Source organism: Edwardsiella sp. EA181011, assembly GCF_000800725.1.
In the GTDB taxonomy this organism is placed as follows: domain Bacteria; phylum Pseudomonadota; class Gammaproteobacteria; order Enterobacterales; family Enterobacteriaceae; genus Edwardsiella; species Edwardsiella anguillarum.
Genome location: NZ_CP011364.1, coordinates 3,687,931 through 3,713,504 on the forward strand (window position 1 = coordinate 3,687,931; position 25,574 = coordinate 3,713,504).

Below are 25,574 nucleotides of genomic sequence, written 5' to 3' on the forward strand. Positions count from 1 at the left end.
GGACTACTATGGACTTAAAAGAAGAAAAAAAGTTACAAATCAGGCGATTTACGGACTAATACGGACGTTTGAGGAAGTTGAGATGGTGCCGATAATAGGAGTCGAACCTACGACCTTCGCATTACGAATGCGCTGCTCTACCAACTGAGCTATATCGGCACTGAGGGAGTTGGGCGTGTTGCCCGAAGTGCGGGAGATACCATAGTGAAAAACCAAAGGAGCGTCAAGAGCTGGCAAAACAAATGGTTATTTACTCGACAATGCACCGTTTATGCTATGGGCCGGGATAGCGTCAACGCCGTCACTTTGCCCTACTCGATTTTGCTCTAGGCTGTCCCTGTTAACCCCTACAACACGGCAACAAAGGAGCAAATGATGACACAGACAGGAACGACGAATCGGCGTCTCGTGCTACGCCAGCGACCCTGTGGAATGCCGACAGAGCAGGATATCCAGTTACAGCAGGCTGCCATCCCGCACCCCGGCCAGGGGCAGCTATTGCTGCGTACCCTCTACCTCTCTATCGACCCGTATATCCGGGGACGGATGAACGATGGCCCCTCCTATACTCCCGCCATGCAGCTGGGTGACGTGATGGTCGGCCACACCCTATGTCGGGTCGAGTGCTCACACCACCCCGACTATGAGGCTGGGGAGTGGGTGCTGGCGCAAAGCGGCTGGCAAGATTATGCCCTCTCCGATGGCGACGGCTTGCAGAAGGTCCCTGCGGGGATGGCGCACCCCACCAGGTTACTCGGCGTGCTGGGAATGCCGGGATTCACCGGCTATATGGGGCTGACCGCCATCGGCGATCCACAGCCCGGTGAGACGGTGGTGGTTTCCGCCGCGAGCGGCGCAGTCGGCCCGGTCGTTGGCCAAGTGGCTCATCTACGCGGAGCCCGAGCCGTCGGGATCGCCGGGGGCGCGGAGAAGTGTCGCTACGTGTGCGATACCCTCGGTCTGGCGGCCTGCATCGATCACCGCGCGCCCGACTTCCCCGCCCAGCTACGTGCGGCCTGTCCGAACGGGATCGACGTTTACTATGAGAATGTCGGCGGTGCCGTCTTCGATGCGGTGCTTCCGTTACTCAACACCCTGGCTCGCGTGCCGCTCTGTGGCCTGATCAGCCAATACAATAGTGTGACGAGCGATAATCTCGACGATCGCTTACCGATGCTGATGGGTACCATCTTGAGAAAACGGCTGTTAGTCCGCGGGTTTATCATCGGCCAAGACTTCGGTCAGCATTATGCGGCCTTCTATCAACAGATGAGCCTGTGGCTAGCTCAAGGCCAGTCCAGTATCGGGAGGATGTTATCGAGGGGCTAGAACAGGCCGTAACCGCGTTACAGGGGCTACTCTCGGGCAACAACTTCGGCAAGCTGTTAGTGAAAGTGGCCGATTGATCGAGCCCACATTGATAGGCTGAAGTTAATGCAACGGCTCACCAATAGAGGGAGCCGTTGCAACGCGATCAGGCGCGCACCAGATCGTCGCCGTAGCCGATCCATTTGTAGGTGGTCAGCGCCTCCAGCCCCATCGGGCCGCGCGCATGCAGCTTCTGGGTGCTCACCGCGACCTCCGCCCCCAGGCCAAACTGGCCGCCGTCGGTGAAACGGGTGCTGGCGTTGACGTACACCGCCGCCGAATCCACGCTATTCACAAAGCGTTCGGCCGCGCGCATGTCACGCGTCAGGATGGCGTCCGAGTGCTGGGTGCCGTGGAGGCGGATATGGTCGATGGCATCATCGAGATCGTCCACCAGCACCACGCTGAGATCCAGCGATAGCCACTCATCGTCCAGCGCTTGCGGATCCAGCGCAACCGTCGTCGCCGGGCCGTCCTGCAGCAGCGGCAGCGCGCGCGGACAGGCGTGCAGAGTCACGCCGGCGCGCTTCATCTGCGCGCTGAGCGCTGGCATAAAGGCGGGAGCGATGGCGGCGTTGATCAACAGCGTCTCTACCGTATTGCAGGTGCTGGGGCGCTGGGTCTTGGCGTTGGTGATGATCGTCAGCGCCGCGTCGATCTCCATGCCGCGATCGACATAGATATGACAGACGCCGATGCCGCCGGTGATCACCGGGATCGTCGCCTGCTCGCGGCACAGCCGGTGCAGCCCGGCGCCGCCGCGCGGGATCAGCATGTCGACATAGCGATCCAGGCGTAGCAGTTCGCTGACCAGCGCCCGATCCGGGCTCTCGATCACCTGCACCGCGTCCTGCGGCAGGCAGGCCAGCTCCAGCGCTCGGCGGATCGCCGCCACCGTCGCTCGGTTGGTGCGCCAGGTCTCTTTGCCGCCGCGCAGGATCACTGCGTTACCGGTCTTCAGGCACAGCGAGGCGACATCCACCGTGACGTTGGGGCGCGCCTCATAGATAACCCCGATCACCCCCAGGGGGACGCGGCGGCGCTGCAGCCTCAGGCCGCTGTCCAGCTGGCGGCCATCAATGATCTCACCGACCGGATCGTGCAGACTGCATACCTGGCGGACGTCGGCGGCGATCGCCGCCAGGCGGGATTCGGTCAGCAGCAGACGATCCAGCATCGCCTCGCTCAGGCCGTCCGCGCGCGCCTGGGCGACGTCCTCCGCGTTGGCCTGTAAAATGGCCGCGCTATCCTGCTGCAGGCAATCGGCGATCAGCGCCAGCGCCCGGTTTTTCTGGGCGCTGCTCAGCAGCGCCAGCTGATATGAGGCCCGTTTGGCGGCCTTACCCATCTCTTCCAGCATGATGGCTCCTTAGCTGACGATCATATCGTCACGATGTACGGCTACCGGGCCATATTCATAGCCGAGGATCGCACTGATTTGCAGCGAATGGTGGCCGGCAATCATGCGCAGCGCATCGCTGTTGTAGCGGGAGACGCCGTGCGCCAGATCGCGCCCGTCCAGCGTGCGGATGCGCACCACCTCACCGCGGGAAAAGTCACCGCTCACTTCGCGGATCCCCTTGGGCAACAGCGAGCTGCCGCGGGTGACGATCGCCTCCAGCGCGCCGTCGTCCACCACGATTTCACCGGCCGGCGGGGCGCCAAAGATCCAGCGCTTGCGGTTTTCCAGCGGCGTCTGCAGGGGGTGAAAGCGGGTGCCGACGGAGATTCCGTCGATCACCTCGCCGATCACGCCGGGACGGCTGCCCGCGGCGATAACCACCTCAATCCCGGCGCGGCAGGCCACGTCGGCGGCCTGCAGCTTGGTGGTCATACCGCCGGTGCCCAGCCCGGAGACGCTGTCGCCGGCGATGCCGCGCAGCGCATCGTCGATACCGGTCACTTCACGGATCAGCTCTGCCGCCGGGTTATGGCGCGGATCGGCGGTAAACAGCCCGGCCTGATCGGTCAGCAGCAGCAGTTTGTTGGCCCCGGCCAGGATCGCCGCCAGCGCCGACAGATTGTCGTTGTCACCCACCTTGATCTCCGCCGTGGCGACCGCGTCGTTTTCGTTGATCACCGGAATGATACGGTTGTCCATCAGGGCGTGCAGGGTATCGCGGGCGTTGAGGAAGCGTTCGCGATCCTCCATATCGGCGCGGGTCAGCAGCACCTGACCAATATGGATGCCGTAGATGGCGAACAGCTGCTGCCACAATTGGATCAGGCTGCTCTGCCCCACCGCCGCCAGCAGCTGCTTAGAGGCGATGGTCGCCGGCAGATCCGGGTAGCCCAGGTGCTCGCGCCCGGCGGCGATCGCCCCGGAGGTCACGATCACAATACGGTGTCCCGCGGCGTGCTGCTGGGCACACTGCCGGACCAATTCTACGATATGGGCGCGGTTGAGGCGGCGGGAGCCGCCGGTCAACACGCTGGTGCCCAGTTTTACCACCAGGGTCTGACTGCCACTCGTCATGTTCTATAACCGTTGTGTTTTCACAGAATAAAGAGAGGAACCGTGGTTCCCGGCACGCTAACGTGGAGACGGCGGCGCCCGCGGCGCCGCCTCGCCCCGCCTGCATTTTTATCAGGCGTAGCCCATTATGCCAACAGGCGGGGGGTAAAAGCATACGCAAAGCCGACGAAAAGGCGTTGCGTATGATCCAAATCAGCGTTCGGCGCGGCTCAGCCGCAGGGAGTCGTCGTCGGCGGGGTGCAGCGACATCGAAAGAGTATCCAGCAGGCTCTGCAGATTGCCGTGGAAGGTGGTCAGGGTCTGCAGCAGGCGCTCGCTCACCTGCCGATCGGCGATCTCCAGCGTCTGCCAGCGCCCGGCCTTATCGTATAGCCCTAGCGCATAGCGGTAGTGAAAACGCTCGCCCTCGGCCTGCAGATCCAACCACCAGCCCCAGAACTCACGCTTCTCCGGGTCCGGCTTGACGTTGACGCATACGGCCAGGCAGTCAAAGAAAAAGCGGTTGTCGGCGCACTGATCGGCGCGCAGGTAAGGTCCCAGCGCCATGAATTTTTTGATCAATCGTCCTTTGGGGTAGCCTTGGGGTAATGTCATTAAGCAATCTCCTTATTACGGTTACCCTCTTTTAACAAAACCGCCAAATTAAGCAATTAAATTAATATGAGTGCTTCTTGAACCATTCACAAATCTGACGTAGCGCACGATCGAACCCCTGGTACAGCGGCGATGAGGAGACCGCCAGCAGCTCCCCCTGCGCGGAGGAGTTGGCGATCAGCTGCGCCTCCTGGCGCGGGCAGAACGGATCGCGCTCCCAATAGGCCGCCAGCATCGGCGTGGGGCAGCGGCGCCCCAGCAGCCCCTGGGTCTTCAGCGAATAGCAGCGCAGCTCCGTCAGCAGTGCGGCATCGGACACCGACGCCATGCCCAAGCGGCTGGCCAGCACGTCGATATACATCGGCGGCACCCGCTGATGGAGGTTGCCGTCGCACAGCAGATGGTGCACCACCGGTCCCAGGCAGGCGACGGCGCGCAGGCGGCGCGGCTCCAGGTAGGCCAGGCGTACCGCCACGTTGGCGCCAAAGCGGAAGCCCAGCGCCGAGATCCGCGTGCTGTCGACCCAGGGCAGATCGGCCATCTGCTGCAGCACCGCCTGGTGCAGGCGGCTGGAGTCCTGCGACAGGGTATAGTGGGATGAGAGGCCTACCGACGGCATATCGATGGTCAGCATGGCCATTCCGGCCGGCGCCAGATAGTCGCGAAACAGGCGGTGGCAGTCGCTCTGCAGCATATCGAGGCCGCCGCACAGCAGCACGGTGGGATAGGGCCCCGCCTCGCCGCCGTCCGGCAGGTGCAGAAACCCGGTAATCGCCTTGCCGCCGGGCACGCTGAAGGTCAGCTCTCGCAGCTCATATCTCAGCAGGCGGGCGGCCTCGCCGTAGGCCCGGTTGGCCAGCGCCTCGGCCTGCTCGGCCAGATCGTCCCCTTTCAGGTGCGGGTAGGCGGCAATGCTGTACAGATTGGCCGCCTGCAGCCACATCTCTCCGGCGCGCGACGCCTGCGGCTCCTGCTGGGCGCGCTGCTGCCACGCCATCGCCTGGTGAGACCACTCATAGATCCAGTTGCCGCTGCGGTAGCCCACCACGGTGTCCAGCAGTCGCTCATCGCTGCGCTCGGCGTCGCTGGCGGCAATGCGCGCCAGCACCATTTCGACCTCCAGCGGATCGGCGCCGCGCCAGGCCCACATCACCCGGTTAATAATGCGATACCAGTTCGCCTGCGAACGGCCATCCAGCGCGCTGTTGATGCCGGGGAGCGCCGCGCCGGCGACGCGATTGACCAGCGTGGACGTTTCGCGGTGTTTAAAACGCGGTTTGAACAGCGTTTCCGACAGGTTGGCGCGGGGTTGGTTTGATTCGCTCATAGCGGAACGATGGCCTCCATAGACAGGTTGCTAACGGAAACTGCCGGGCAGCCCTGTCATTATAGGCGGTACGGCAGCACCGTTTATCATGCCGAGCCGAAGAGAAATTGGCAACGCAGGACGCGCGCCAAAAACAACGGCGCCCGGCATAAAGCCGGGCGCCGCAGGGAAAAGCGCGGACGAATTAACGGCTGCTCAGGGGCTCGACGAAGCTGACGCCCATATCCCACGGCTGCTCGATCCAGGTATTCTGCGGGATATCGACCACGTAGTCGTCCACCAGCGGACGGCCGGCCGGCTTAGCGAAAAGGGTCACGAAGTGCGCCTTGGGATACATGTCGCGAATGGCCTTGGCGGTGCCGCCGGTATCGACCAGATCGTCTACCACGATAAACCCTTCACCGTCGCCCTCGGCGCACTTCAGCACCTTGAGCTCACGCTGGTTATCATGGTCATAGCTGGAGATGCAGACGGTATCCACGTGGCGGATACCCAGCTCACGCGCCAGCAGAGCCGCGGGCACCAGGCCGCCGCGGCTTACCGCGATGATCCCGGTCCAGCGTTCGGCGGGCAGCAGGCGGGCAGCCAGTTTACGCGCATGCATCTGCAGCACGTCCCAGGTCACAACGTATTTTTCGCTCATAAAACATATCCCAGCCAATGATAACAAACTGTTAAATGGCTTATAAATTAGTCGGGGGAAAAAAGGTTGCGCGAGATTATAGTGACCTGCCACGATAAAAACCAGCCCCGTGATGTCAAAGCGCCGCCGCGCTCGCGCTAATTGTGCCGCAGTGCGTCTATTCGCCCCCCGCCATCGCCACTTTCGCCCCGGCGCCCTGCCCAATAGATGCCAAAGCCGGCCTCCCAGGGGCAAATTGATGTCAAAGCCTGCCCCACCGGGTCAATATGGTGGTATTCTCTGAAAATCTGGCTGTGCCGCGCATATTGTCTGCGGCCAGCGGCGGTGCGCAACCCATTACGCCCGCGTTTGATCGCATGACACCCACTCGGGCATGCACCCTCACAGCACAACCGTATATCAGGAGACTTAACGTGTCTGAAGTGTCTCAACTGTCGCCACAGCCGCTGTGGCAGATCTTTGCCGATATCTGCGCCATTCCGCATCCCTCCTACCACGAAGAAGCGCTGGCCGCCCACATCATGGCCTGGGCCAGCCAGAAAGGGATCCACGCCGAGCGCGACGCGGTAGGCAACATCCTGCTGCGTAAACCGGCCAGCCGCGGCATGGAACAACGCATTCCGGTGGTGCTGCAGGCACACCTGGACATGGTTCCGCAGAAGAATAACGACACCGACCACGATTTTACCCGCGATCCCATTCAGGCCTATATCGACGGCGACTGGGTTAAAGCGCGCGGCACCACCCTGGGCGCCGATAACGGCATCGGCATGGCCTCTGCGCTGGCGGTGCTGGCCGATGACAGCGTGGTTCACGGCCCGCTGGAAGTGCTGCTGACCATGACCGAAGAGGTCGGCATGGACGGCGCCTTCGGCCTGCAGCCCAACTGGCTGCAGGGTGAAGTCCTGATCAACACCGACTCCGAAGAGGAAGGCGAGGTCTACATGGGCTGCGCCGGCGGCATCGACGTGATCACCAGCCTGACGCTGCAGCGTGAAGCGATGCCGGCCGGCCTGAGCGTGGTTCGTCTCAGCATCAAAGGGCTGAAGGGCGGTCACTCCGGCGGCGACATCCATCTGGGGCTGGGCAATGCCAACAAGCTGCTGGGCCGCTTCCTGGCCGGTCACGCCGACGAGCTGGGCGCCCGGGTGCTGGACATCAACGGCGGCACCCTGCGTAACGCCATCCCGCGCGAAGCCTTCGCCACCCTGGCGCTGCCGGCGGCAAACCTCGATCGTCTGCAGGCGCTGGCGCAGCACTTCCAGTCGATCGTCGCACACGACCTGAGCGCCGTTGAGAAGAGCCCGCGCGTCACGGTCGACGCGGCGCAAAGCGCGCTGCTGCCGCTGGACGCCGCCAGCCAATCCCGCTTTATCGCGCTGCTGAACAGCACGCCGAACGGGGTGATCCGCATGAGCGACGAGGTCAAGGGCGTAGTGGAAACCTCCCTTAACCTGGGTGTGGTCACCACGGCGGAGAGCGAGGCGCAGGTTATCTGCCTGATCCGCTCCCTGAACGAAAGCGGTAAAGACGCCGTGGTGAGCCAGCTGACCTCGCTGGGCGCGCTGGCCGGCGCCCGCGTAGAGGCCAAGGGCAGCTACCCGGGCTGGGAGCCGGACGCCAGCTCCCCGGTGATGCACCTGGTGCGCGACACCTACCACAAGCTGTTCGGTACCCTGCCAAACATCATGGTGATCCATGCCGGTCTGGAGTGCGGTCTGTTCAAGAAACCCTATCCGCTGATGGATATGGTCTCCATTGGGCCGACCATCACCGGGCCGCACTCGCCGGACGAGCAGGTCAACATCCCGAGCGTTGGCCGCTACTGGCAACTGCTGACCGCCCTGCTGAAGGCGATCCCGGAAAAAGCCTGATCCCGCGCAGACGAACGCCGCGCGACTGACGACGCGGCGAATCACACTTCATCCGCACGCCCTCGGGCGCGCGGATTTTTTTGTCTACCCATCGGCCCACCGCAGTTGCTCTACCGCAAACCCGAGCGCGCCCGCCCGGCGGATATACGCCTGCCTGACCGCGGGCGGAAGCGTCGGCGTTCGCGACAGGATCCACAGGTAGCGGCGGTTTGACCCACAGACCAGCGCATAGCGGTAGTCATCGTCCAGCGCGATCACGTTGTAGCCGCCGTAGAACGGCCCAAAGAAGGAGACCTTCAGCGCCGCCGTCGTCGGCCCGGTGATAAAGTAGGCCTTGCCCTGACTCTGACGCCAGCGCCGCCGCTGCGCATCGTAGCCGCGGTTGAGCACGCTGATGCCGCCATCCTCGCGTAAGGCATAGTGGGCGCTCACCTGCGTTAGCCCACGCTCAAAGCGGTTGTCCAGACGGGCAACCTCATACCAGGTGCCCAGATAACGCGCGACGTCAAACCCCCGCAGCGGCTCGACGCCGCGCGGCGGGGCCGGCGAGCGACAGGCCGCCAGCAACAGCGCCAGGGGGACGGCGCACAGCGCTGGCCACGCTTTCATCGACGCTCTCCTTCTCTCCCTCGGATGATCTCAGTGTAGTCCGCTTTACGGCAGGCAAAAAAAGAGGCCGCCGTCTTCACTCTGCGGCCCCATCGCACCGATGCGCTCTCACCCTTGGCGCGTCACGCCAATACTCAGTAGAACAGGCCGATCAGCACCGTATGGAAGAGAAAGCCCGCGATCAGCGGTACCGAGGTACGCCGCACCACCTCAAAGGGCGAGAGTTTGGCGCCGCTGGAGACGGCGATCACCACCCCGGAGACCGGCGACAGCGCGCGCCCCATATGGGAGGCCTGCTGCATCGGCAGGATCATCGCCACCGCGTTGGCGCCCATGCTGCTGGCGATCTGCGGGATCAGCTCCACGAAGGCCAGGAAAGGCGCATTGCCCGATCCCATGATAATCGCGGCAGCGAAGGTCACCAGCGCAAAGACAATGGCCATGGCGAAAGGGGGCAGCCCGACGTGTTCGGCCAGCAGGATCACCTGATCGATGGCGCCGATCACCTTGATGCCGTGCGCAAAGACCCCGGCGGCCACCAGCAGGCCAACCACACCGGCAAACGCCTGCCCCATCCCTTTCAGAAAGTGGCTAAACCCGTCGCACACCGACTTGAAGTCGCGCAGGCGCAGCAGTTCGATCAGCATGCAGATCGCCATGGCGATCATCACGATGGTGACGATATTCAGGTTGATGCCGCTGACAAACAGCTTGGAGGAGCCGACCGCCATCAGAATCGGCAGCATCGGCAGCAGCGCATAAAAGGCGGGGGAGCGGGCGGGCGCATCCTCCTGCTGCCGTACCGCCGCCTGCGGCAGCGTGCCGGCGCGCCGATCGCAGTGGCGCTGCCAGAAGACATGGCAGATGCCGACCACCAGCACCGTCGCCAGCGCCGCGGGCCCCTGGTGGTACAGCACATACTCCACCACATCCATCTCAACGGCCTTGGCGCCGCGGATGGCGTCGATCGCCGTCGGGGTATAGGCCACCCCGAGCGACGTCGCGATCACCCCCGCCGCCGACGCGGCGGACAGCCCGAGCCCCAGCATGATGGGGAACATGGTGCCCATCAGCAATACCGCCAGGCCGGTAGCCGACGGAATGGCCAGCTGCAGCAGGCTGGCCAGCAGGTAAGAGAAGAACAGCAGGGTATAGGGCGACTGCAGGCGACGCAGCGGGCGGGTCACCACCCGCACCACCGCCTCGTTGGCGCCGATGTGATCCATATAGTGGGCAAAGCCCATCAGCGCCATGATCATCAGCCCCAGATCCGCCGCCCGGGTGCTGAACAGATCGCGCATCACCTCAAAGGGGTCGAGCGCCGCGATCCCGGTCGTGGCCACCCCTTTCGGCAACACGCTGCCCCAGCCCGCCAGCTGGGTGCAGAACATCAGCAGCAGGCCGGCCACCAGCAGCACCGGCTCCGCCTTATAGCCGCGCAGGATCAGGCGGGCCACCGCCACGATCACCAGCAGCGCGATAATCACCTGGATCATGCCGTCTCCTCTGCGCTGAAGTGGGCGTGGGTCTCGACGATCGCCGCAACCACCACGTCGCTGGCCGCCTGCAGGGATTTCACCGGCAGGTATTCATAGATGGAGTGAAAGTTATGCGCGCCGGTAAACAGGTTGGGACAGGGCAGTCCCTTCTGCGACAGCACCGCGCCGTCATAGCCGCCGCGCATCGGCACCGGGCGCGGGGTAATACCGCAGCGCCGGTAGGCGCGCAGGGCGATCTCCACCGGGAAACTCGCGGCGCCCTGCAGGCTGTTGGCCACGTTGGCATAGCGATCAGCGAGGTGGGCCACGACGCTCCCCTCGCCCCACAGCGCCTCACAGCTCTGCGCCAGCTGGCGGATAAACGCCATCCGCTGGCGATAGCCTGCGTCGGTAAAGTCGCGGATATCCAGCTTGAGCACGGTACGCGCGCTGTTGCCCGACAGCTGCTTCACCCAGTAGTAACCCTCACGCCCTTCGGTGTACTCCGGCGCCTCGCCCGGCGGCAGCATGGCGATGAACTTATGGGCCATCAGCAGCGAGTTCTTCAGCTTGCCCTTGGCCGACATCGGGTGCGCCGAGGCGCCGGTAAAGATCACCTCAACATCGCCGGCGTTCCAGTTTTCACACACCAGTTCGCCGATGCCGCAGCAGTCCAGGGTATAGGCAAAGTCAGCGCCGAAGGCCTCGGTATCGAACGCCTTGGCGCCGCGCAGCCCCTGCTCCTCGTCCGGGACAAAGCCCACCTTGACCGGGCCGTGGGCAATCTGCGGGTTGGCCTGCAGGTGCTGCAGGGCGTTCATGATGGCGGCGATGGCCGCCTTGTCGTCCGCCCCCAGTAGACTGGTGCCGTCGGTCACGATCAGATCATCGCCAACGTAGTCGGCCAGCTCGGGAAACGCGCTCTGGCGCAGAAAGATCTGCCGCTCGGCGTTCAGACACAGATCGCCGCCGCGGTAAGGCAGCACCTGGGCGTGGGTATCGGCGCTCTGCTCGGCGCTGGTGTCCAGATGAGCAAAAAAGGCCACCGTCGGCAGCGGCCGATCGCAGTTAGCCGGTAGCGTCGCGGTGACGATGGCATTCTCCCTGACCTGCACCTCCTGCAGGCCGAGCGCGCGCAGCTCCTCTCCCAGGCGCTGCGCCAGCACCCGCTGACCCGGCGACGACGGCATGATGCCCTGGGCCCCTTTCTCACGATCGGTGGTGGTATTAATTTGGGTGTAACTAATAAAACGGTCAATAATATCCATTACTTAGATTCCTTTAGGGTCAACCGACGGAATTATAAAAGCAATGGTGTCATAAAAGTTTGAAGCGCCCGCAAGAACGACGATAAAGCCGCGCCGGGCTCAAAGAATGTCCAGCGACAGCTGCTTCTGCTGCCCGGGGTCGGGCAGCATCACATGCAGCCCCACCAAACGCACGCCGCGTCCGGCGCGGCGCAAATCCCACGCCTGCCGCGCCACCGCCAGCAGATCGTCCCGATCCAGATAGGGGTAAACGTGCTCCTGCGTGGTCAGCTGAAAGTCGGCAAACTTGAGCTTTACCCCCTGGCGGGCAATGCGCAGATCCGGCTGGACTCTGGCCAGCCGCCGTTCTAGCTCGGGATACAGCTGCTCGATCAGCTGACGGCATGCCGCCCAGTCGCCGATATCCTGCGCCAGCGTCTTCTCCACGCCTACCGATTTACGCTGCCGAGCGGGGTTGACCTCGCGCTCATCGCGCCCCAGGCTACGCTCCCACAGCACGCGGCCAAACTTGCCGAAGCGGCGCAGCAGCGTGGCCAGATCGTAGGCGCGCACGTCGGCGCAGGTATGCAGCCCCAGCTCGGCTAAACGGGCGGCGGTCACCTTCCCCACGCCGGGGAGCTTCGCCAGCGGCAGAGCCTGAACAAAGGCATCGACCTGCTCCGGCGGGATCACATATTGGTCGTTGGGTTTGTTAATGTCAGAGGCGATTTTCGCCAGAAACTTCAGCGGAGCGACGCCGGCCGAGGCCGTCAGCCGCAGCTCGGCGGCGATATCGGCGCGGATCTGCCGGGCTATCAGCGTGGCCGAGCCGTGGTGCAGCGGACAGTCGCTGACGTCCAGATAGGCCTCATCCAGCGACAGCGGCTCGACCAACGGGGTGTAACGCTGAAAGATGCGTTGGATTTCACCAGAGACGCTCTTATACACCGCCATGCGCCCTGGACGCAGCGTCAGATGGGGGCACAGCTTCAGGGCCTGCGCCGTCGGCATGGCGCTGCGGACACCGTAGCGCCGCGCCGCATAGTTGGCGGTGCTGATCACGCCACGCCGCTCGCCGCTGCCGCCGATGGCCAGCGGCACCTCGCGCAGCGCCGGAAAATCCCGCATCTCGACCGCCGCAAAAAAACAGTCCATATCGATGTGAATGATCTTACCCATCAGCCTGCCCACGCCTCAGTTGCACTGTATAAGTATACAGCACAATTGAGTCGATTCAACCGTCGCGCTATCGTGAGGAGGCGGTGGGGCATGGCCTGCCGGGAAAACCGTTCCCGTCCGTTCATAAATAATGACGCCGTTAAACTCTAAGCACGTTTTAATTACAGCAGGGTGATATTAAATATACGCAAAATATCCTCAGCACAATTATCATTCATAATAATTAAAAACAACCATTGCATAATGTTTCATATATCACCAACTCTGTTTCATACGAAACTAGCAACCAAAAGCGTTTAAATATTCAGGCACAGGATTTGCATAATCATGATATTGCGCCACAATTGGGATGACCATCACGTAATAGTACACTCACAATATAGTTCAATTTGTATTATAAAATAATTGGCCCACTTTACATCGCGATCGGCTTTTTGTCGTGTTTACACTCTTTATTTCATGATGACTGCAGCTGCGGTGCTAGAATTAAAAACGTTAGCTGAGCCAAGCATGATTTATTTTAATCGATGCGCTCAACACAGTACAACACGCTGTTTTAATACAGCCGGGATTTTTGTTTCCAGAAAACAGAGTTAATACATGCAATATAGGCTTTAGTGACATTCCCTGAGTCGTTTTCCTTTGCGCTGTGATGTCATACCAGCGAAAAATGGGTCTACGGCTTATCACTCACGTGATAGAGACCATATCAAGGACATTAAAAATGAAAACGTGTAACTGTAATAATGACAAACAGTGGACAAAATACCGCGAAGAGATGCGCTCTGCATTTCCGTCTGCATTCAGTGACGATCATGATCCTTTAACCAAATCGATAGCCAAAGCCATTGAACAGCTGAATAAGCTACGTCCTGCCGACGGCGGCCCCGCCTATTTGGGACAGAATCCGGCTTTGACTATCGATTTCGATAAAGTCAAAGACATTGAAATGGCCGATAAAATGAGTAGCAGCGACCAGGTCATTGCTGATACCAGCGCTCTGTTTGAAGGGCTGCCTAACTGGGGCCATCCGCTGACCATGTGTAACGTGATCCCGCAGGCGAATACCGCCTCTATTATCGCGGCCGTGATGTCAGAAATTTTCTCCCCGAATATTTTGGAAGGGGAATACTCCTGGAACGTTCACCGCGCCGAGCTGGAAAGCGCCGGGATGCTGGCCAACATGGTCGGCTGGGACGCCAAACACGCCGGCTGTCTGTACACCTACGGCGGCTCAGGCTGCTGGACCTACCATGTTAAATATGCGCTGACCCGCGTATTGCCGAACTCCCGCCACAGCGGCGTCCGTACCGATGCCAAGGTGCTGTGCTCTCAGCAGGCACACTACACGATGCTGAACAGCACCGACTGGATGGGCCTGGGGATGGACAACATCATCCGCATCAAGACCGATCCTGACACCAACGCGATGGATCTGAACGACCTGGAGGCGGTGCTGAAATCGCTGCAGGCCAAGAAAATCCCGGTTGCCTCCGTGGTATGTACCATGGGGACCACCGACGCTAACGCCTTTGACCCGGTGGGCGGGGTACGTAAGCTGCTGGATCAATACCCCAACGCCGCCCCCTACGGCAAGGCGCTGCTGTACTGCGATGCCGTCACCAGCTGGTCATGGCTGGCCTTTAAGAAATATGATTTTGCCAAGAACCCGCTGCAGTTCACCGAAGAGCTGCTGCCGTTCATCGAGGCCAACTGCCGCGCGCTGCAGGACATGAAGTACGCTGATGCTATCGGCTTTGACTTCCATAAAGCCGGCTTTACCCCCTACGCCAGCAGCTGCTTCACCTACCGCAACGCGGAGGAGTTTGAAAGCATCCTGAAACGTCCGGGCTCCGCCTATCTGCAGCCGCGCTCCCCGTACAACCCGCTGGACTACACGCTGGAGGTCTCCCGTGCGGCGACCGGCGCGCTGGCTGGCTGGGCCACGATGAAATACTTCGGCTATGAGGGCTTCCAGGCCATCATGGGCGGGATTTTGGAGAACCAGTATTACCTGCGTAACCTGCTGCATGAAAATGCCGCCACCGTCTGCGTCAACCCCGATGACTACAGCCTGGTAACGCTGTTCCGTATTTACCCGGAAGGCGTTATGGCTCATCAGCAATATCAGCATGAGCTCAGCGATCCGTCCTACAAATCTCAGCTGATCGCCAATAACAAACTAACCATGGACGTCGGTAATAAACTTTACGAGTGGTTCCGTAGCGGTAAGAAAATCAACGGACAATATACTCCGTACATGAGCTTCAGCACCGGCTTCCGGGTGACTGAATATAACCGCGACGCGCACGACCCGGATGCAACCGTATTTGCCCTGAAAGTGTATCCGATGAATGTTCATTTAACCCATGAAATTATGCAGCACGTTGTAGATTGCGTCACTGCCGCACGTAATGAGGTGCTTGGCATTAAATAATGCCACGCGACTGTTCCGCGACGGGGCATCATATCGATGCGTATAACCCGCCGCAGGACACCGCCATCAATATATGCACAGGCCGGGTTATCCCGGCCTATATGCCTCTTTATTTTCGCATCGCTGACCCATGAAACACGCATAAATCAGGTTTTATCAAGGAGCATTTATGGCCTCCACATCGGACTCCACGACGCAAGGGAAACCTTCCGCCAAGCTCAGCATTATGACGCTGGCAATCATGAATATCACCACGGTGGTCAGTTTACGTGGTCTGCCATCCGAAGCCGAGTATGGTATTACATCCGCCTTCTATTATCTTTTTGCCGCCGTTTTCTTTTTAATTCCCGTTTCACTGGTGGCCGCCGAGCTGGCGACCGGCTGGCCGCAGAAAGGCGGCGTCTTCCGCTGGATCGGTGAAGCCTTTGGCCACCGCTGGGGGTTCGTCGCCATCTATCTACAGTGGGTGGCGACCACCATTTGGTTTCCTACGGTGCTGATCTTCGCCGCCGTGTCGCTGGCCTTCATCGGGCCGCACCCCGACGTCGACTCCCACCTGGCCGCCAACCGGCTGTATACCGTGGTGATCCTGCTGCTGGTCTACTGGCTGGCCACCCTGGTCGCCCTGCGCGGAATTAAATCCTCCGCCAAGCTGGCGACGCTGGGCGGGCTTATCGGGACCATCATCCCGACCATCATCCTGATGGTGCTGACGCTGGTATACGTCCTCAACGGTAATCCGGTGCACTTTGTGGCACGCGCCGCCGACTTCTTCCCCGACCTGACTAACCTGAACAATCTGGTGCTGGCCTCCAGCATCTTCCTGTTCTTCGGCGGGATGGAGATCAACGCCGTCCACGTGGTCGAGGTGGACAACCCGTCGCACAACTATCCGCTGGCCATCATCAGCGCCGCCGTCGCCACCGTCGTTATCTTTGTCTTCGGCACCCTGTGTATCGCCACCCTGATCCCCAAACAGCAAATCAACCTGGTGCAGAGCCTGCTCATCGCCTATAACGCGCTGTTCGACCACTTTGGCCTGCACTGGCTGGGCGAGGTTCTGGCCGCCATGCTGGCGTTCGGGGTGCTGGGGCAAATTACCGCCATCGTCGCGGGCCCGTCCACCGGTCTGCTGCAGGTCGGCCGCTCCGGCTATCTGCCGCCCTTTTTACAGAAGACCAACCGCCACGGCGTGCAGCAGCACATTCTGATCTTCCAGGGCATCGTGGTCAGCATCATCTCCGTTCTGCTGGTGGTGCTGCCCTCCGTGCAGTCCGCCTATCAGATCCTGGGACAGCTGGCGACCATCCTCTATCTGCTGATGTACATCATGATGTTCGCCGCCGCAATTTACCTGCGCTATAAAGAGCCCAACACGCCGCGTCCGTATCGGGTCCCCGGCGGTGCGCTGGGGATGTGGGTTATCGCCGGCGCCGGCTTTATCGGCTCCCTGGTGGCTTTCGTCCTCAGCTTCATTCCCCCCTCCCAGATCCCGGTCGGTAATCCGGGCAGCTATATCCTGATCCTGATGATCGGATCGGTCTGCTTCTTCGTTATTCCGCTGATTGTCTACGCCTGCCGCAAGCCCTCTTGGCAACCGGCCAACGCCGATCGGCAGTAACCGCCACACCCGGGCCGCCCCGTGCGGCCCTTTAGCGTGAGTGCCTTATCATGAATTCGCAATCGAGCAGCAAGCCTGCGCTGGCGGCGGTGAGCCTAGGGGCTGGCACCTTCGCCATGATGAACATTACCACCGTGGTCAGCCTGCGCGGACTGGCGGCCGAGGCCGAGTACGGGCTGGCCGCCGTCTTTCTCTATCTGTTCGCCGCCCTGTGTTTCCTGGTGCCGGTCTCCCTGTGCGCCGCCGAGCTGGCCACCGGCTGGCCACAGAAAGGCGGGGTTTTTCGCTGGATAGGCCAGGCCTTTGGCGATCGCTATGGCCTGCTGGCCATCTTTCTACAGTGGCTGGCAACCACCATCTGCTTTCCCACCATGCTGATCTTTACCGCCGTCGCGCTGGCCTATGCGCTGCCCCTCCCCGGCGCCGACGCCCATCTGGCCTCCAACGCCGTCTATACGCTGGGCGTCGTGCTGGTCGTCTATTGGCTGGCGACCTGGATTAACCTGCGCGGCGTCCGCTCGGCGTCACGCATCAGCGCCATCGCCGGGATGATCGGGACCCTGATCCCGGCGGCGATCCTGATCGGCTGCGGCATCCTCTACATCGCCCGCGGTAACCCGGTGCACTTTACTCTGGGGTGGGACGCGCTGTTTCCCAACATTACCCATCTGCATAACCTAGTGCTGGCCGCCAGCGTCTTTCTGTTCTACTCCGGGATGGAGATCAACGCCGTCCACGTACGCGAGCTGAACAACGCATCGCGTAACTATCCGCTGGCTATCGGGATCAGTGCGCTGCTGACCGTAGTGGTACTGGTGCTAGGTACGCTGACCATCAGCGCACTGATCCCCGCCGATCGCATCAACCTGGTACAGAGCCTGCTGGTAGCCTATGACCTGCTGTTTAGCTCGCTCGGCGTCCCCTGGCTCGGCCACGTGGTCGCGCTGATGGTCGCCGTCGGGGTGCTGGGACAGGTCACGGTGATCGTCGCCGGACCATCGCGCGGCCTGTTTGAAGTGGGGCGAGAGGGGTATCTGCCGTCGCTGCTGCAGCAAAGCAACCGCAGCGGCGTACAGCGCAATATTCTGCTGCTGCAGGGCGCCATCGTTACCCTGATGGCGATCATGCTGGTCTGCCTGCCGTCCGTGCAGGCCGCGTTTCAAATCCTGGGCCAGCTGGCTGCCATTCTCTATCTGCTGATGTATATCCTGATGTTTGCGGCGGTGATCACCCTGCGCTACACCCAGCCCAATACGCCGCGTCCCTATCGGATCCCCGGTGGCAACGCCGGGGTTTGGCTGGTGGCCGGCGTCGGACTGGTCGCCGCCCTGCTGGCCTTTGTGCTGAGCTTTATCCCGCCGGATCAGATCCCGGTCGGCTCACCGGCGCGCTACGTCCTGCTGCTGCTGGGCGGCACCGCCGCCTTTGTGGCGCTGCCCCTGCTGCTGCACGCCTACAGCCAGCGCAGCACGGCGCACAGCGGCCAGCCCCATGCCGGCGTCTAGGCGAGCTGAGAACGCGACAGGGGCGTGGTATCCGCGCCCGTGAAGATGGCGCCGCGGCTAGGGTTGGCTCGGGCTCGGCGCCCGATAGGCGTCAAAGGCTGCCGAGGCGCGCTCCTCAAAGCCGTGTTCACCCTTGACGATCATATAGATGGGGATATTCATCTGATTGGCCAGCGCCATGGCGCGATCCGGCCCCATGACAAACAGCCCGGTGGACAGGCCATCGGCGGTCATACAGGTCGGCGCCAGCACGGTGATCGAGGCCAGACGGTGCGTTACCGGGCGCCCGGTATTGGGGTCAATCTCGTGGGAAAAGCGCTGGCCATCCTGCTCAAAATAGTTGCGATAGTCGCCGGAGGTCGCTATCGCCATCCGTCCCGGCTGGATGATCGTCTGCACCCGCTGCTGGGCATCGGTTGAGGGTTTTTCGATGGCGATACGCCACGGCGCGCCCTCTCCGTTATCCCCATTGGTGCATACCTCGCCGCCGATATCGACCATATAGTTCTCAATATGCAGCGACTGCAGATATTCGGCGACGACGTCCACCCCATACCCCTTGGCGATCGCCGACAGGTCAACGTACAGTTGGGGAATATCCTTCACCAGGGCATTGCCCTGCAGCGACAGGTGCTGAATGCCGACCCAGGCGCGGCGCTGCGCAATCTGCGCCGCCGCAGGCTCACGATCCGGCCGCCCCTCCGGGCCGAACCCCCACAGATTGACCAGCGGCCCCACGGTGACATCCAGCGCGCCGTCCGTCAGCTTGTTGATGCGCAGCGCCTCTTTCACCACCCGCGCCGTGTCCGCCGATACCGGGAACGGCACGCCCACCGTGCGGCTCTGGTTAAAGCGGCTCAGCTCCGAGCCGGGGCGATAGGTGGACATCTGATCGTTGACCCGCTCCAGGCGACGGTCGATCTCCGCCTGAACCACCGTCGGCGCCGGGGCGCCGTCCACGCCGACATATTTAACCGCATAGTAGGTGCCCATGGTTTTCCCGGTGAGATCCACCTGGGTCGGGCCGCAGCCGCTCAGCAGCAGCGCCGCCGTCAGCAGCGCGAGAAAGCGGGCCGTCAGCCCGCGTCCGGTTGAGAGATGTTTCATCATGCCTATAGCCTGTCTTACGGGGTGCGCCACGCGGCGCACCGTTGATCAATGGCGCACATTATGAGGACAAGGCCCCGTCGGCGTCCAATCCTGTAAAATAGATATAATCAGCGGGGGAATTCACACCTCTGGTTATAAAAAAAGAGCGTGAGACACCGCCGCATCGCTTTCCTCGCCGTGAACAAAAAAAACGCTCACGATGCCCTTCGGCTCTGGATTACACTGTGCCCACTTTGGGGAGCGTCAATCGACCTTATCCTAAAAATTCTTGGTATTACTCTCTTTGACAGGGTCTTAAATGGGTAAGATAGTTGCCATGCTGGCGATATGCCTGGCATTGCCGCTGGCGGCGTGCAAATCGTCCGCCAGTGAGTCCGGTACTACGCCGCGCAGCGGCGTCAATAGTCTGCTGGGATCGCAGGTCTATATTCAAATCTTCAAGGAAGAGCGTCAGCTGGAGCTGTATGCCAAAGTACAGGACAAATACCAGCTGGTAAAAAGCTTCCCGATCTGTAAGTTTTCCGGCGGTCTGGGTCCCAAGCGCACCGAAGGGGACTTTAAGAGCCCGGAGGGCTTCTACCAAATCGACGCCCGTCACCTGAAGCCCGATAGCCGCTATTATCAGGCCATCAACATCGGCTACCCGAACAGCTTCGATCAGTCCCACGGCTATTCCGGTAAATACCTGATGATCCACGGCGACTGCGTATCGGTCGGCTGCTATGCCATGACCAACGACGGCATCTCGGAAATTTATCGCTATGTACAGAGCGCCTTCCGCCGCGGCCAGACGCTGGTCAATATCAATATCTATCCGTTCCGGATGACCGACAGAAACATGCAGCGCCACCGTAACTCCAGCTACATCGGCTTCTGGCGCCAGCTGCAGCCGGGCTATCAGTATTTTGCCCAGCATGCGCTGCCGCCGCAGGTCAACGTGCAGGATGGCCGCTACGTGGTCAACGCTCCGCTGCCGGGCAGCGATGCGCCGTCACGCCTGGCGTTCACCCAGGCAGAATAGGACATACTCCCCCGGCGCGATGCGCTGCCAGGACTCATCGCAGGTCAGCGGCTGGGTCGCAATCACCGAGACGACGTCGTTCGGCGTCGTTTCGGCCTGAAAATCGATCGCCACATCCTCATCCACCAGCGTCGCCTTGCCAAACGGCGCGCGCCGGGTGATCCAGTGCAGATGGGTGCTGCAGTAGGCCATCACATAGCGACCGTCCGACAGCAGCATGTTAAACACCCCGCGCGCGCGCAGCGCATCGGCGCATTCGGCGATAAAGCGGAACACGTCCGGGGCACTCTCCGGCTCCGTCGGATAGCGCTCGCGTAATCGATGCAGCAGCCAGCAAAAGGCGTATTCGCTATCGGTCTGCCCTACCGGGCAATACATCCCCGTCGGCAGCGACAGATAGTCCTCAAGCTGTCCGTTATGGGCGAAGGTCCAGTTACGCCCCCACAGCTCGCGGGTAAACGGATGGGTATTCTCTAACGAGACGGCCCCCCGGTTAGCCTGACGCACATGGGAGACGACGGCGCAGGATTTGATCGGGTACTCGCGCACCAGGCGGGCTATCGGTGAGCTGTGGCTGGGCTGCGGATCCTTAAAGGTCCGACAGCCTTTCCCCTCGTAAAAGGTGATCCCCCAGCCATCCTTGTGTGGACCGGTACGGCCACCGCGCAGCGCCAGCGCGGTAAAGCTAAAGCAGATATCCGTCGGCACGTTGGCGCTCATGCCCAGCAGTTCACACATTGCCGCTCCTTATCGCGGGGCAGGCGCCGCCTGCCCCATTACCGTCAGGCTGACGCCATCTCTTTTTCGATCAGCTGGATCATGATATGGATCGCCTTGATGTGGATCTCCTGGATGCGATCGGCGTAGCCGAAGTGCGGCACCCGGATCTCCACGTCGGCGCTGCCGGCCATCTTGCCGCCGTCTTTCCCAGTCAGGGTGATCACCTTCATCCCCTTGGCGCGCGCGGCCTCGATGGCCTTGATGATGTTGCCGGAGTTGCCCGACGTCGAGATCCCCAGCAGCACGTCCCCTTCCCGCCCTACGGCCTCGACGTAGCGCGAAAAGACATAGTCATAGCCGAAGTCGTTGCTGACGCAGGAGAGATGGCTGGGATCGGAGATGGCGATCGCCGGATAGCCGGGGCGATTTTCCCGATAGCGCCCGGTCAGCTCCTCGGCAAAGTGCATCGCATCGCAGTGGGAGCCGCCGTTGCCGCAGGAGAGTACCTTACCGCCGGCCTTAAAGGAGGCAGCCAGCAGCTGAGCTGCCCGCTGGATGGCCAGGATGTTGGCCTCATCGGCCAGGAAATTATTCAGTGTCTGCGCCGCTTCGTTCAGCTCGCTACGAATCAGATCTTGATACATGGGCACGCCTCATCAATGAGTTCAATACGGATACCCTAGCAGTGTAACGGATTGACCAGGCGACGAGAAGCAAGGCGGACGCGCTTTCCCAGCGCGGCGCTATTTTCTTTTTCGAACGAAAAATGATTATACTCGAACAAAATACCGCCCCGCGGAGGGCAAGGAGGCGACACGGCGGGAACGGAGGCGTAAACGGTCGGCGGCGCCGGATACGGAGGCGCCGCTAGCGGGGGCTGCCGCCGCGCCTCGGTGATCAGATGGCTTCTTCGTCCTGCTCGCCGGTGCGAATACGGACGACCCGCGCTACGTCGTAGACAAAAATCTTGCCGTCGCCGATCTTGCCGGTCTGCGCCGTCTGCATGATGGTCTCAACGCAGGTATCAACGATATCGTCAGCCACCACGATCTCCAGCTTCACCTTGGGCAGAAAATCCACCATATACTCCGCGCCGCGGTACAGTTCGGTGTGTCCCTTCTGGCGGCCAAATCCTTTGACTTCGGTTACCGTCATCCCGGTAATACCGACTTCAGCCAGCGCCTCACGCACGTCATCCAGCTTGAACGGCTTAATAATCGCATCAATTTTTTTCATCACAGCTCCTCAGTCACCAGTTTTTGCGGCCAAAGCCGGAGGTAATCGGATAACGGCGATCTTTGCCAAAGTTACGCGCCGTAATGCGCGGCCCCACGGCGGCCTGACGGCGTTTGTATTCGTTGATATCCACCAGACGAATCACCTTGCGCACCACCGCCTCATCGAAGCCGTCGGCCACCAGCTGCGCCACCGACTTGTCCTGTTCGACGTAGCCCTGCAGGATGGCATCCAGAATATCATAGGGCGGCAGGCTATCCTGATCGACCTGATCCGGCGCCAGCTCGGCGGAGGGCGGCCTGTCGATAACCCGCTGCGGGATCGCCGGCGTCAAGGTATTACGGTAGCGCGCCAGCTGGAACACCAGCGTCTTCGGTACATCCTTCAGCACGTCAAAGCCGCCGGCCATATCGCCGTACAACGTAGCATAGCCGACCGCCATCTCACTCTTGTTGCCGGTGGTCAGCACCAGACGACGGCGCTTGTTCGACAGCGCCATCAGCACCACGCCGCGGCAGCGCGCCTGGAGGTTCTCCTCCGTCGTATCGCGTTCGGTACCGGCGAACATCGGCGCCAGCTGTCCCATAAAGGCATCGAACATCGGCTCGATGGAGAGGATGTCGAACTCGACCCCCATCGTCAGCGCCTGCGCTTGAGCATCGGCGACGCTGATGTCGGCCGTGTAGCGGAACGGCATCATCACCGCCTGCACCCGCTCTTTGCCCAGCGCATCCACCGCGATGGCCAGCGTCAGCGCGGAGTCGATCCCCCCTGACAGCCCCAGCACCGCGCCCTGGAAACCGTTTTTCCCGACGTAGTCACGCACCGCCAGCACCAGCGCCTGATAGATCTGCGCCAGCGGTGGCAGCGCCGCCGCCGGCGAGGCCATCGGCAGCAGGCGCCCGTCGTCCAGGCGAACCTGGGTCACCTGCTCGTCGAAGGCGGCCAGACGGTGCGTCAGCGCGCCGTTGGCGTCAAAGGCCTTGGAGCAGCCGTCGAACACCAGCTCATCCTGCCCGCCCACCTGATTGAGGTACAGCAGCGGCAGGCCGGTGCGGCGGCAGTGATCCGCCAGCAGGGTATTGCGCATGTAGGGCTTTTCGCGGTTATATGGCGAGGCATTAATGGTCAGCAGCACCTCGGCCCCGGCGGCGGCCAGCGCATCGACCGGCTCATCAAACCACACGTCCTCACAGATCAGCAGCCCCAGGCGGTAGCCCTTCAGGGTGACGGTGCACGGGGTATCCCCGGCGCTAAAGTAGCGTTTCTCATCGAACACACCATAGTTGGGCAAACACTGCTTGTAGTAACGGGCCAGCAGGCGTCCTTCGGCAAACACCGACAGGGCGTTATACAGGCGATCGCCGTCGCGCCACGGGTGGCCCACGATCACGGCGATCCCGGCGGAGGCCTGCTGCAGACGCGCGAGCTGACTCTGACAGCGCTGATGAAAATCATCGCGATACAGCAGATCCTCCGGCGGGTAGCCGCAGAGCGCCAGCTCAGAGAACATCACGACGTCGGCGCCCGCCTGCTGTTGCTGCGCCAGGGTGGCCAGCATACGCTCGGCGTTGCCTTCGATGTCACCGACCAGCAGATTCAGCTGGGCCAGTGCGATGGAGAGGGTTCGACTCATAAATACTCACTGTCCGATATGCCGCAGGGCGCCGCACGCGGCATACCGCAGCCTGACTGATAAAAATCCGCAGGGAGTGTAAATCATTCCGGCGACTTTGTTTAGCGGCAGCGGCGGGCGATACCCGCCGCGTGAGAGAAAATTAGACGATTACTCTTTGAAATCATTAGGATCTAGCTCATGACGCGACAGCAGCTTATAAAACTCGGTACGGTTGCGACCGGCCATCCGCGCCGCATGGGTCACGTTTCCTTTGGTGATCTGCAGCAGCTTACGCAGGTAGTGCAGCTCAAAGTGGTGGCGCGCCTCGACAAAGGTCGGCAGCGCCGTATTTTCACCCTGCAGCGCCTGCTCCACCAGCGCCTCGCCGATCACCGGCGCCGTGGTCAGCGCCACGCACTGCTCGATGACATTGACCAGCTGACGCACGTTGCCCGGCCAGCTGGCGCTCATCAGCGCCGTCATCGCACCGCTGGAGAAGCCGCGCACCAGCGGCTTATGGCGCTCGGCGGCCTGGCGCAGCAGATGGGCGGCCAGCAGCGGAATATCCTCCGGGCGCTGGTTCAGCGCCGGCAGACGCAGGGAGACCACGTTGAGACGATAAAACAGATCCTCGCGAAACTCCCCCAGCTCCATCGCCTTGGGCAGGTTGCGGTGGGTGGCGGAGATGATGCGCACGTCGATATCGAGGTCGCGGTTGCTGCCCAGCGGGCGGACCTTGCGCTCCTGCAGCACCCGCAACAGCTTCACCTGCAGCGTCAGGGGCATGTCGCCGATCTCATCCAGAAACAGCGTGCCGCCGGCGGCGGCCTGAAACAGCCCCTCACGGCTGCTGACGGCGCCGGTAAAGGCGCCCTTGGCATGGCCAAACAGCTCTGACTCCAGCAGCTGCTCCGGCAGCGCGCCGCAGTTGATGGCGATAAAGGCCTTTCCGGCGCGCGGGCTGGCGCTGTGGATCGCCCGCGCCAGCAGCTCTTTGCCGGTCCCGCTCTGGCCGTTGATCAGGACGCTGACGTCCGACTGGGCCACCATTCGCGCCTGCTCCAGCAGACGCAGCATCAGCGGGCTGCGGGTCACAAATGCCTGACGCCATGCGTCATCGCCCCCCTGCGGCATCAACTGCGCCAGCGCATCGTCGATGGCGCGGTACAGGGCATCGCGATCGACGGGCTTGGTCAAGAAGCTGAAGACCCCCTGCTGGGTGGCCGCCACGGCGTCCGGTATCGAGCCGTGGGCGGTCAGGATGATCACCGGCAGCCCCGGCTGACGCCGCTGGATTTCGCTGAACAGCGCCAGGCCGTCCATCTCGTCCATCCGCAGATCGCTGATCACCAGATCGATGGGATCGCGGGCCAACAGACGCAGCGCCTCCTGGCCGCTGGCGGCGGTCGTTACCCGAAACCCCTCGCTGCTCAGGCGCATGCCCAGCAGCTTCAGCAGGCTGGGATCATCATCGACCAGCAGCAGGCTGGCAGAGTGGGCGGATGTCATCC

Annotated in this window: 20 protein-coding genes, 1 tRNA gene and 1 pseudogene; 6 read left to right on the plus strand and 16 right to left on the minus strand. The window is 61.7% G+C overall.

Translation table 11 applies throughout. The features are described from left to right. Positions 1-83 precede the first annotated feature (83 nt). A tRNA-Thr gene (locus tag QY76_RS16335) sits at positions 84-159 on the minus strand. 216 nt (positions 160-375) lie between these two features. Here QY76_RS16335 and QY76_RS16340 point away from each other — a divergent pair. Beyond that, positions 376-1,406: pseudogene (locus QY76_RS16340) on the plus strand (NADP-dependent oxidoreductase). A 68-nt stretch (positions 1,407-1,474) separates the two neighbouring features. Here QY76_RS16340 and proA read toward each other — a convergent pair. The 5 genes from proA to gpt all read right to left on the minus strand — a co-directional run bounded on the left by proA (position 1,475) and on the right by gpt (position 6,408). Continuing rightward, on the minus strand, positions 1,475-2,728 hold the full coding sequence (gene proA, locus QY76_RS16345) for a glutamate-5-semialdehyde dehydrogenase (protein WP_034163265.1): 1,254 nt from the start codon (positions 2,726-2,728) through the stop codon (positions 1,475-1,477). A gap of 9 nt (positions 2,729-2,737) precedes the next feature. Then, on the minus strand, positions 2,738-3,844 hold the full coding sequence (gene proB / locus QY76_RS16350; protein WP_015870316.1) for a glutamate 5-kinase: 1,107 nt from the start codon (positions 3,842-3,844) through the stop codon (positions 2,738-2,740). Between the two features lie 192 nt (positions 3,845-4,036). Further along, the gene (gene crl, locus QY76_RS16355) at positions 4,037-4,438 is read right to left on the minus strand and encodes a sigma factor-binding protein Crl (protein ID WP_034163264.1); all 402 of its coding nucleotides are present in this window, start codon (positions 4,436-4,438) and stop codon (positions 4,037-4,039) included. Positions 4,439-4,499: 61 nt separating this feature from the next. Next, positions 4,500-5,765: an esterase FrsA gene (frsA, locus tag QY76_RS16360; RefSeq protein WP_034163263.1), complete on the minus strand. Its 1,266-nt coding sequence runs from the start codon at positions 5,763-5,765 to the stop codon at positions 4,500-4,502. Positions 5,766-5,949: 184 nt separating this feature from the next. Then, positions 5,950-6,408, minus strand: coding sequence for a xanthine phosphoribosyltransferase (gpt, locus tag QY76_RS16365; protein WP_012847660.1), 459 nt, complete (start codon positions 6,406-6,408; stop codon positions 5,950-5,952). A 413-nt stretch (positions 6,409-6,821) separates the two neighbouring features. On the opposite strand from gpt, the gene pepD reads away from it, so the two are divergent. Beyond that, positions 6,822-8,282 (plus strand): beta-Ala-His dipeptidase, encoded by a 1,461-nt coding sequence (gene pepD, locus QY76_RS16370; RefSeq protein ID WP_034163262.1) that lies wholly within the window; start codon positions 6,822-6,824, stop codon positions 8,280-8,282. Between the two features lie 84 nt (positions 8,283-8,366). On the opposite strand, the gene blc is transcribed toward pepD, so the two are convergent. From blc to dinB, 4 genes are all read right to left on the minus strand, one after another. Then, complete coding sequence (gene blc / locus QY76_RS16375; RefSeq protein WP_045425054.1) at positions 8,367-8,891, minus strand: outer membrane lipoprotein Blc; 525 nt, start codon at positions 8,889-8,891, stop codon at positions 8,367-8,369. 134 nt (positions 8,892-9,025) lie between these two features. Then, complete coding sequence (gene dcuC / locus QY76_RS16380; RefSeq protein ID WP_045425056.1) at positions 9,026-10,387, minus strand: C4-dicarboxylate transporter DcuC; 1,362 nt, start codon at positions 10,385-10,387, stop codon at positions 9,026-9,028. After that, positions 10,384-11,637, minus strand: coding sequence for a peptidase T (gene pepT / locus QY76_RS16385; RefSeq protein ID WP_045425063.1), 1,254 nt, complete (start codon positions 11,635-11,637; stop codon positions 10,384-10,386). The genes dcuC and pepT overlap by 4 nt, the downstream gene beginning before the upstream one ends. A gap of 99 nt (positions 11,638-11,736) precedes the next feature. Further along, positions 11,737-12,795 (minus strand): DNA polymerase IV, encoded by a 1,059-nt coding sequence (gene dinB / locus QY76_RS16390; RefSeq protein WP_045425065.1) that lies wholly within the window; start codon positions 12,793-12,795, stop codon positions 11,737-11,739. Positions 12,796-13,519: 724 nt separating this feature from the next. Here dinB and QY76_RS16395 point away from each other — a divergent pair. From QY76_RS16395 to gadC (QY76_RS16405), 3 genes are all read left to right on the plus strand, one after another. Next, the gene (locus QY76_RS16395; RefSeq protein ID WP_034163257.1) at positions 13,520-15,232 is read left to right on the plus strand and encodes a pyridoxal-dependent decarboxylase; all 1,713 of its coding nucleotides are present in this window, start codon (positions 13,520-13,522) and stop codon (positions 15,230-15,232) included. Positions 15,233-15,401: 169 nt separating this feature from the next. After that, positions 15,402-16,853 (plus strand): putative glutamine/gamma-aminobutyrate antiporter GadC, encoded by a 1,452-nt coding sequence (gene gadC / locus QY76_RS16400; RefSeq protein WP_045425067.1) that lies wholly within the window; start codon positions 15,402-15,404, stop codon positions 16,851-16,853. 50 nt (positions 16,854-16,903) lie between these two features. Continuing rightward, positions 16,904-18,358 carry a putative glutamine/gamma-aminobutyrate antiporter GadC gene (gene gadC, locus QY76_RS16405; protein ID WP_034163255.1) on the plus strand — a complete coding sequence of 485 codons (1,455 nt, stop codon included), beginning with the start codon at positions 16,904-16,906 and terminating at the stop codon, positions 18,356-18,358. A 57-nt stretch (positions 18,359-18,415) separates the two neighbouring features. Here the strand turns inward: gadC (QY76_RS16405) and QY76_RS16410 are convergent, their stop codons facing one another. After that, the gene (locus QY76_RS16410; protein WP_045425069.1) at positions 18,416-19,468 is read right to left on the minus strand and encodes an FAD:protein FMN transferase; all 1,053 of its coding nucleotides are present in this window, start codon (positions 19,466-19,468) and stop codon (positions 18,416-18,418) included. 298 nt (positions 19,469-19,766) lie between these two features. Here QY76_RS16410 and dpaA point away from each other — a divergent pair, with 298 nt between their 5' ends. Beyond that, positions 19,767-20,489 (plus strand): peptidoglycan meso-diaminopimelic acid protein amidase, encoded by a 723-nt coding sequence (gene dpaA / locus QY76_RS16415; RefSeq protein WP_034163253.1) that lies wholly within the window; start codon positions 19,767-19,769, stop codon positions 20,487-20,489. On the opposite strand, the gene QY76_RS16420 is transcribed toward dpaA, so the two are convergent. The 5 genes from QY76_RS16420 to glrR form a co-directional block, all read right to left on the minus strand. After that, the gene (locus QY76_RS16420) at positions 20,460-21,227 is read right to left on the minus strand and encodes a class II glutamine amidotransferase (RefSeq protein ID WP_034163252.1); all 768 of its coding nucleotides are present in this window, start codon (positions 21,225-21,227) and stop codon (positions 20,460-20,462) included. The genes dpaA and QY76_RS16420 overlap by 30 nt on opposite strands. Positions 21,228-21,271: 44 nt before the next feature. Continuing rightward, positions 21,272-21,853, minus strand: coding sequence for a D-sedoheptulose 7-phosphate isomerase (lpcA, locus tag QY76_RS16425; RefSeq protein ID WP_034163251.1), 582 nt, complete (start codon positions 21,851-21,853; stop codon positions 21,272-21,274). Between the two features lie 253 nt (positions 21,854-22,106). Then, positions 22,107-22,445: a nitrogen regulatory protein P-II gene (gene glnB / locus QY76_RS16430; protein WP_005283058.1), complete on the minus strand. Its 339-nt coding sequence runs from the start codon at positions 22,443-22,445 to the stop codon at positions 22,107-22,109. Positions 22,446-22,458: 13 nt separating this feature from the next. Continuing rightward, entirely contained in the window at positions 22,459-24,081 is a 1,623-nt protein-coding gene (locus QY76_RS16435) for an NAD+ synthase (RefSeq protein WP_045425076.1), read from the minus strand. A gap of 150 nt (positions 24,082-24,231) precedes the next feature. Continuing rightward, positions 24,232-25,572, minus strand: coding sequence for a two-component system response regulator GlrR (gene glrR, locus QY76_RS16440; RefSeq protein WP_045425078.1), 1,341 nt, complete (start codon positions 25,570-25,572; stop codon positions 24,232-24,234). Positions 25,573-25,574: the final 2 nt, after the last annotated feature.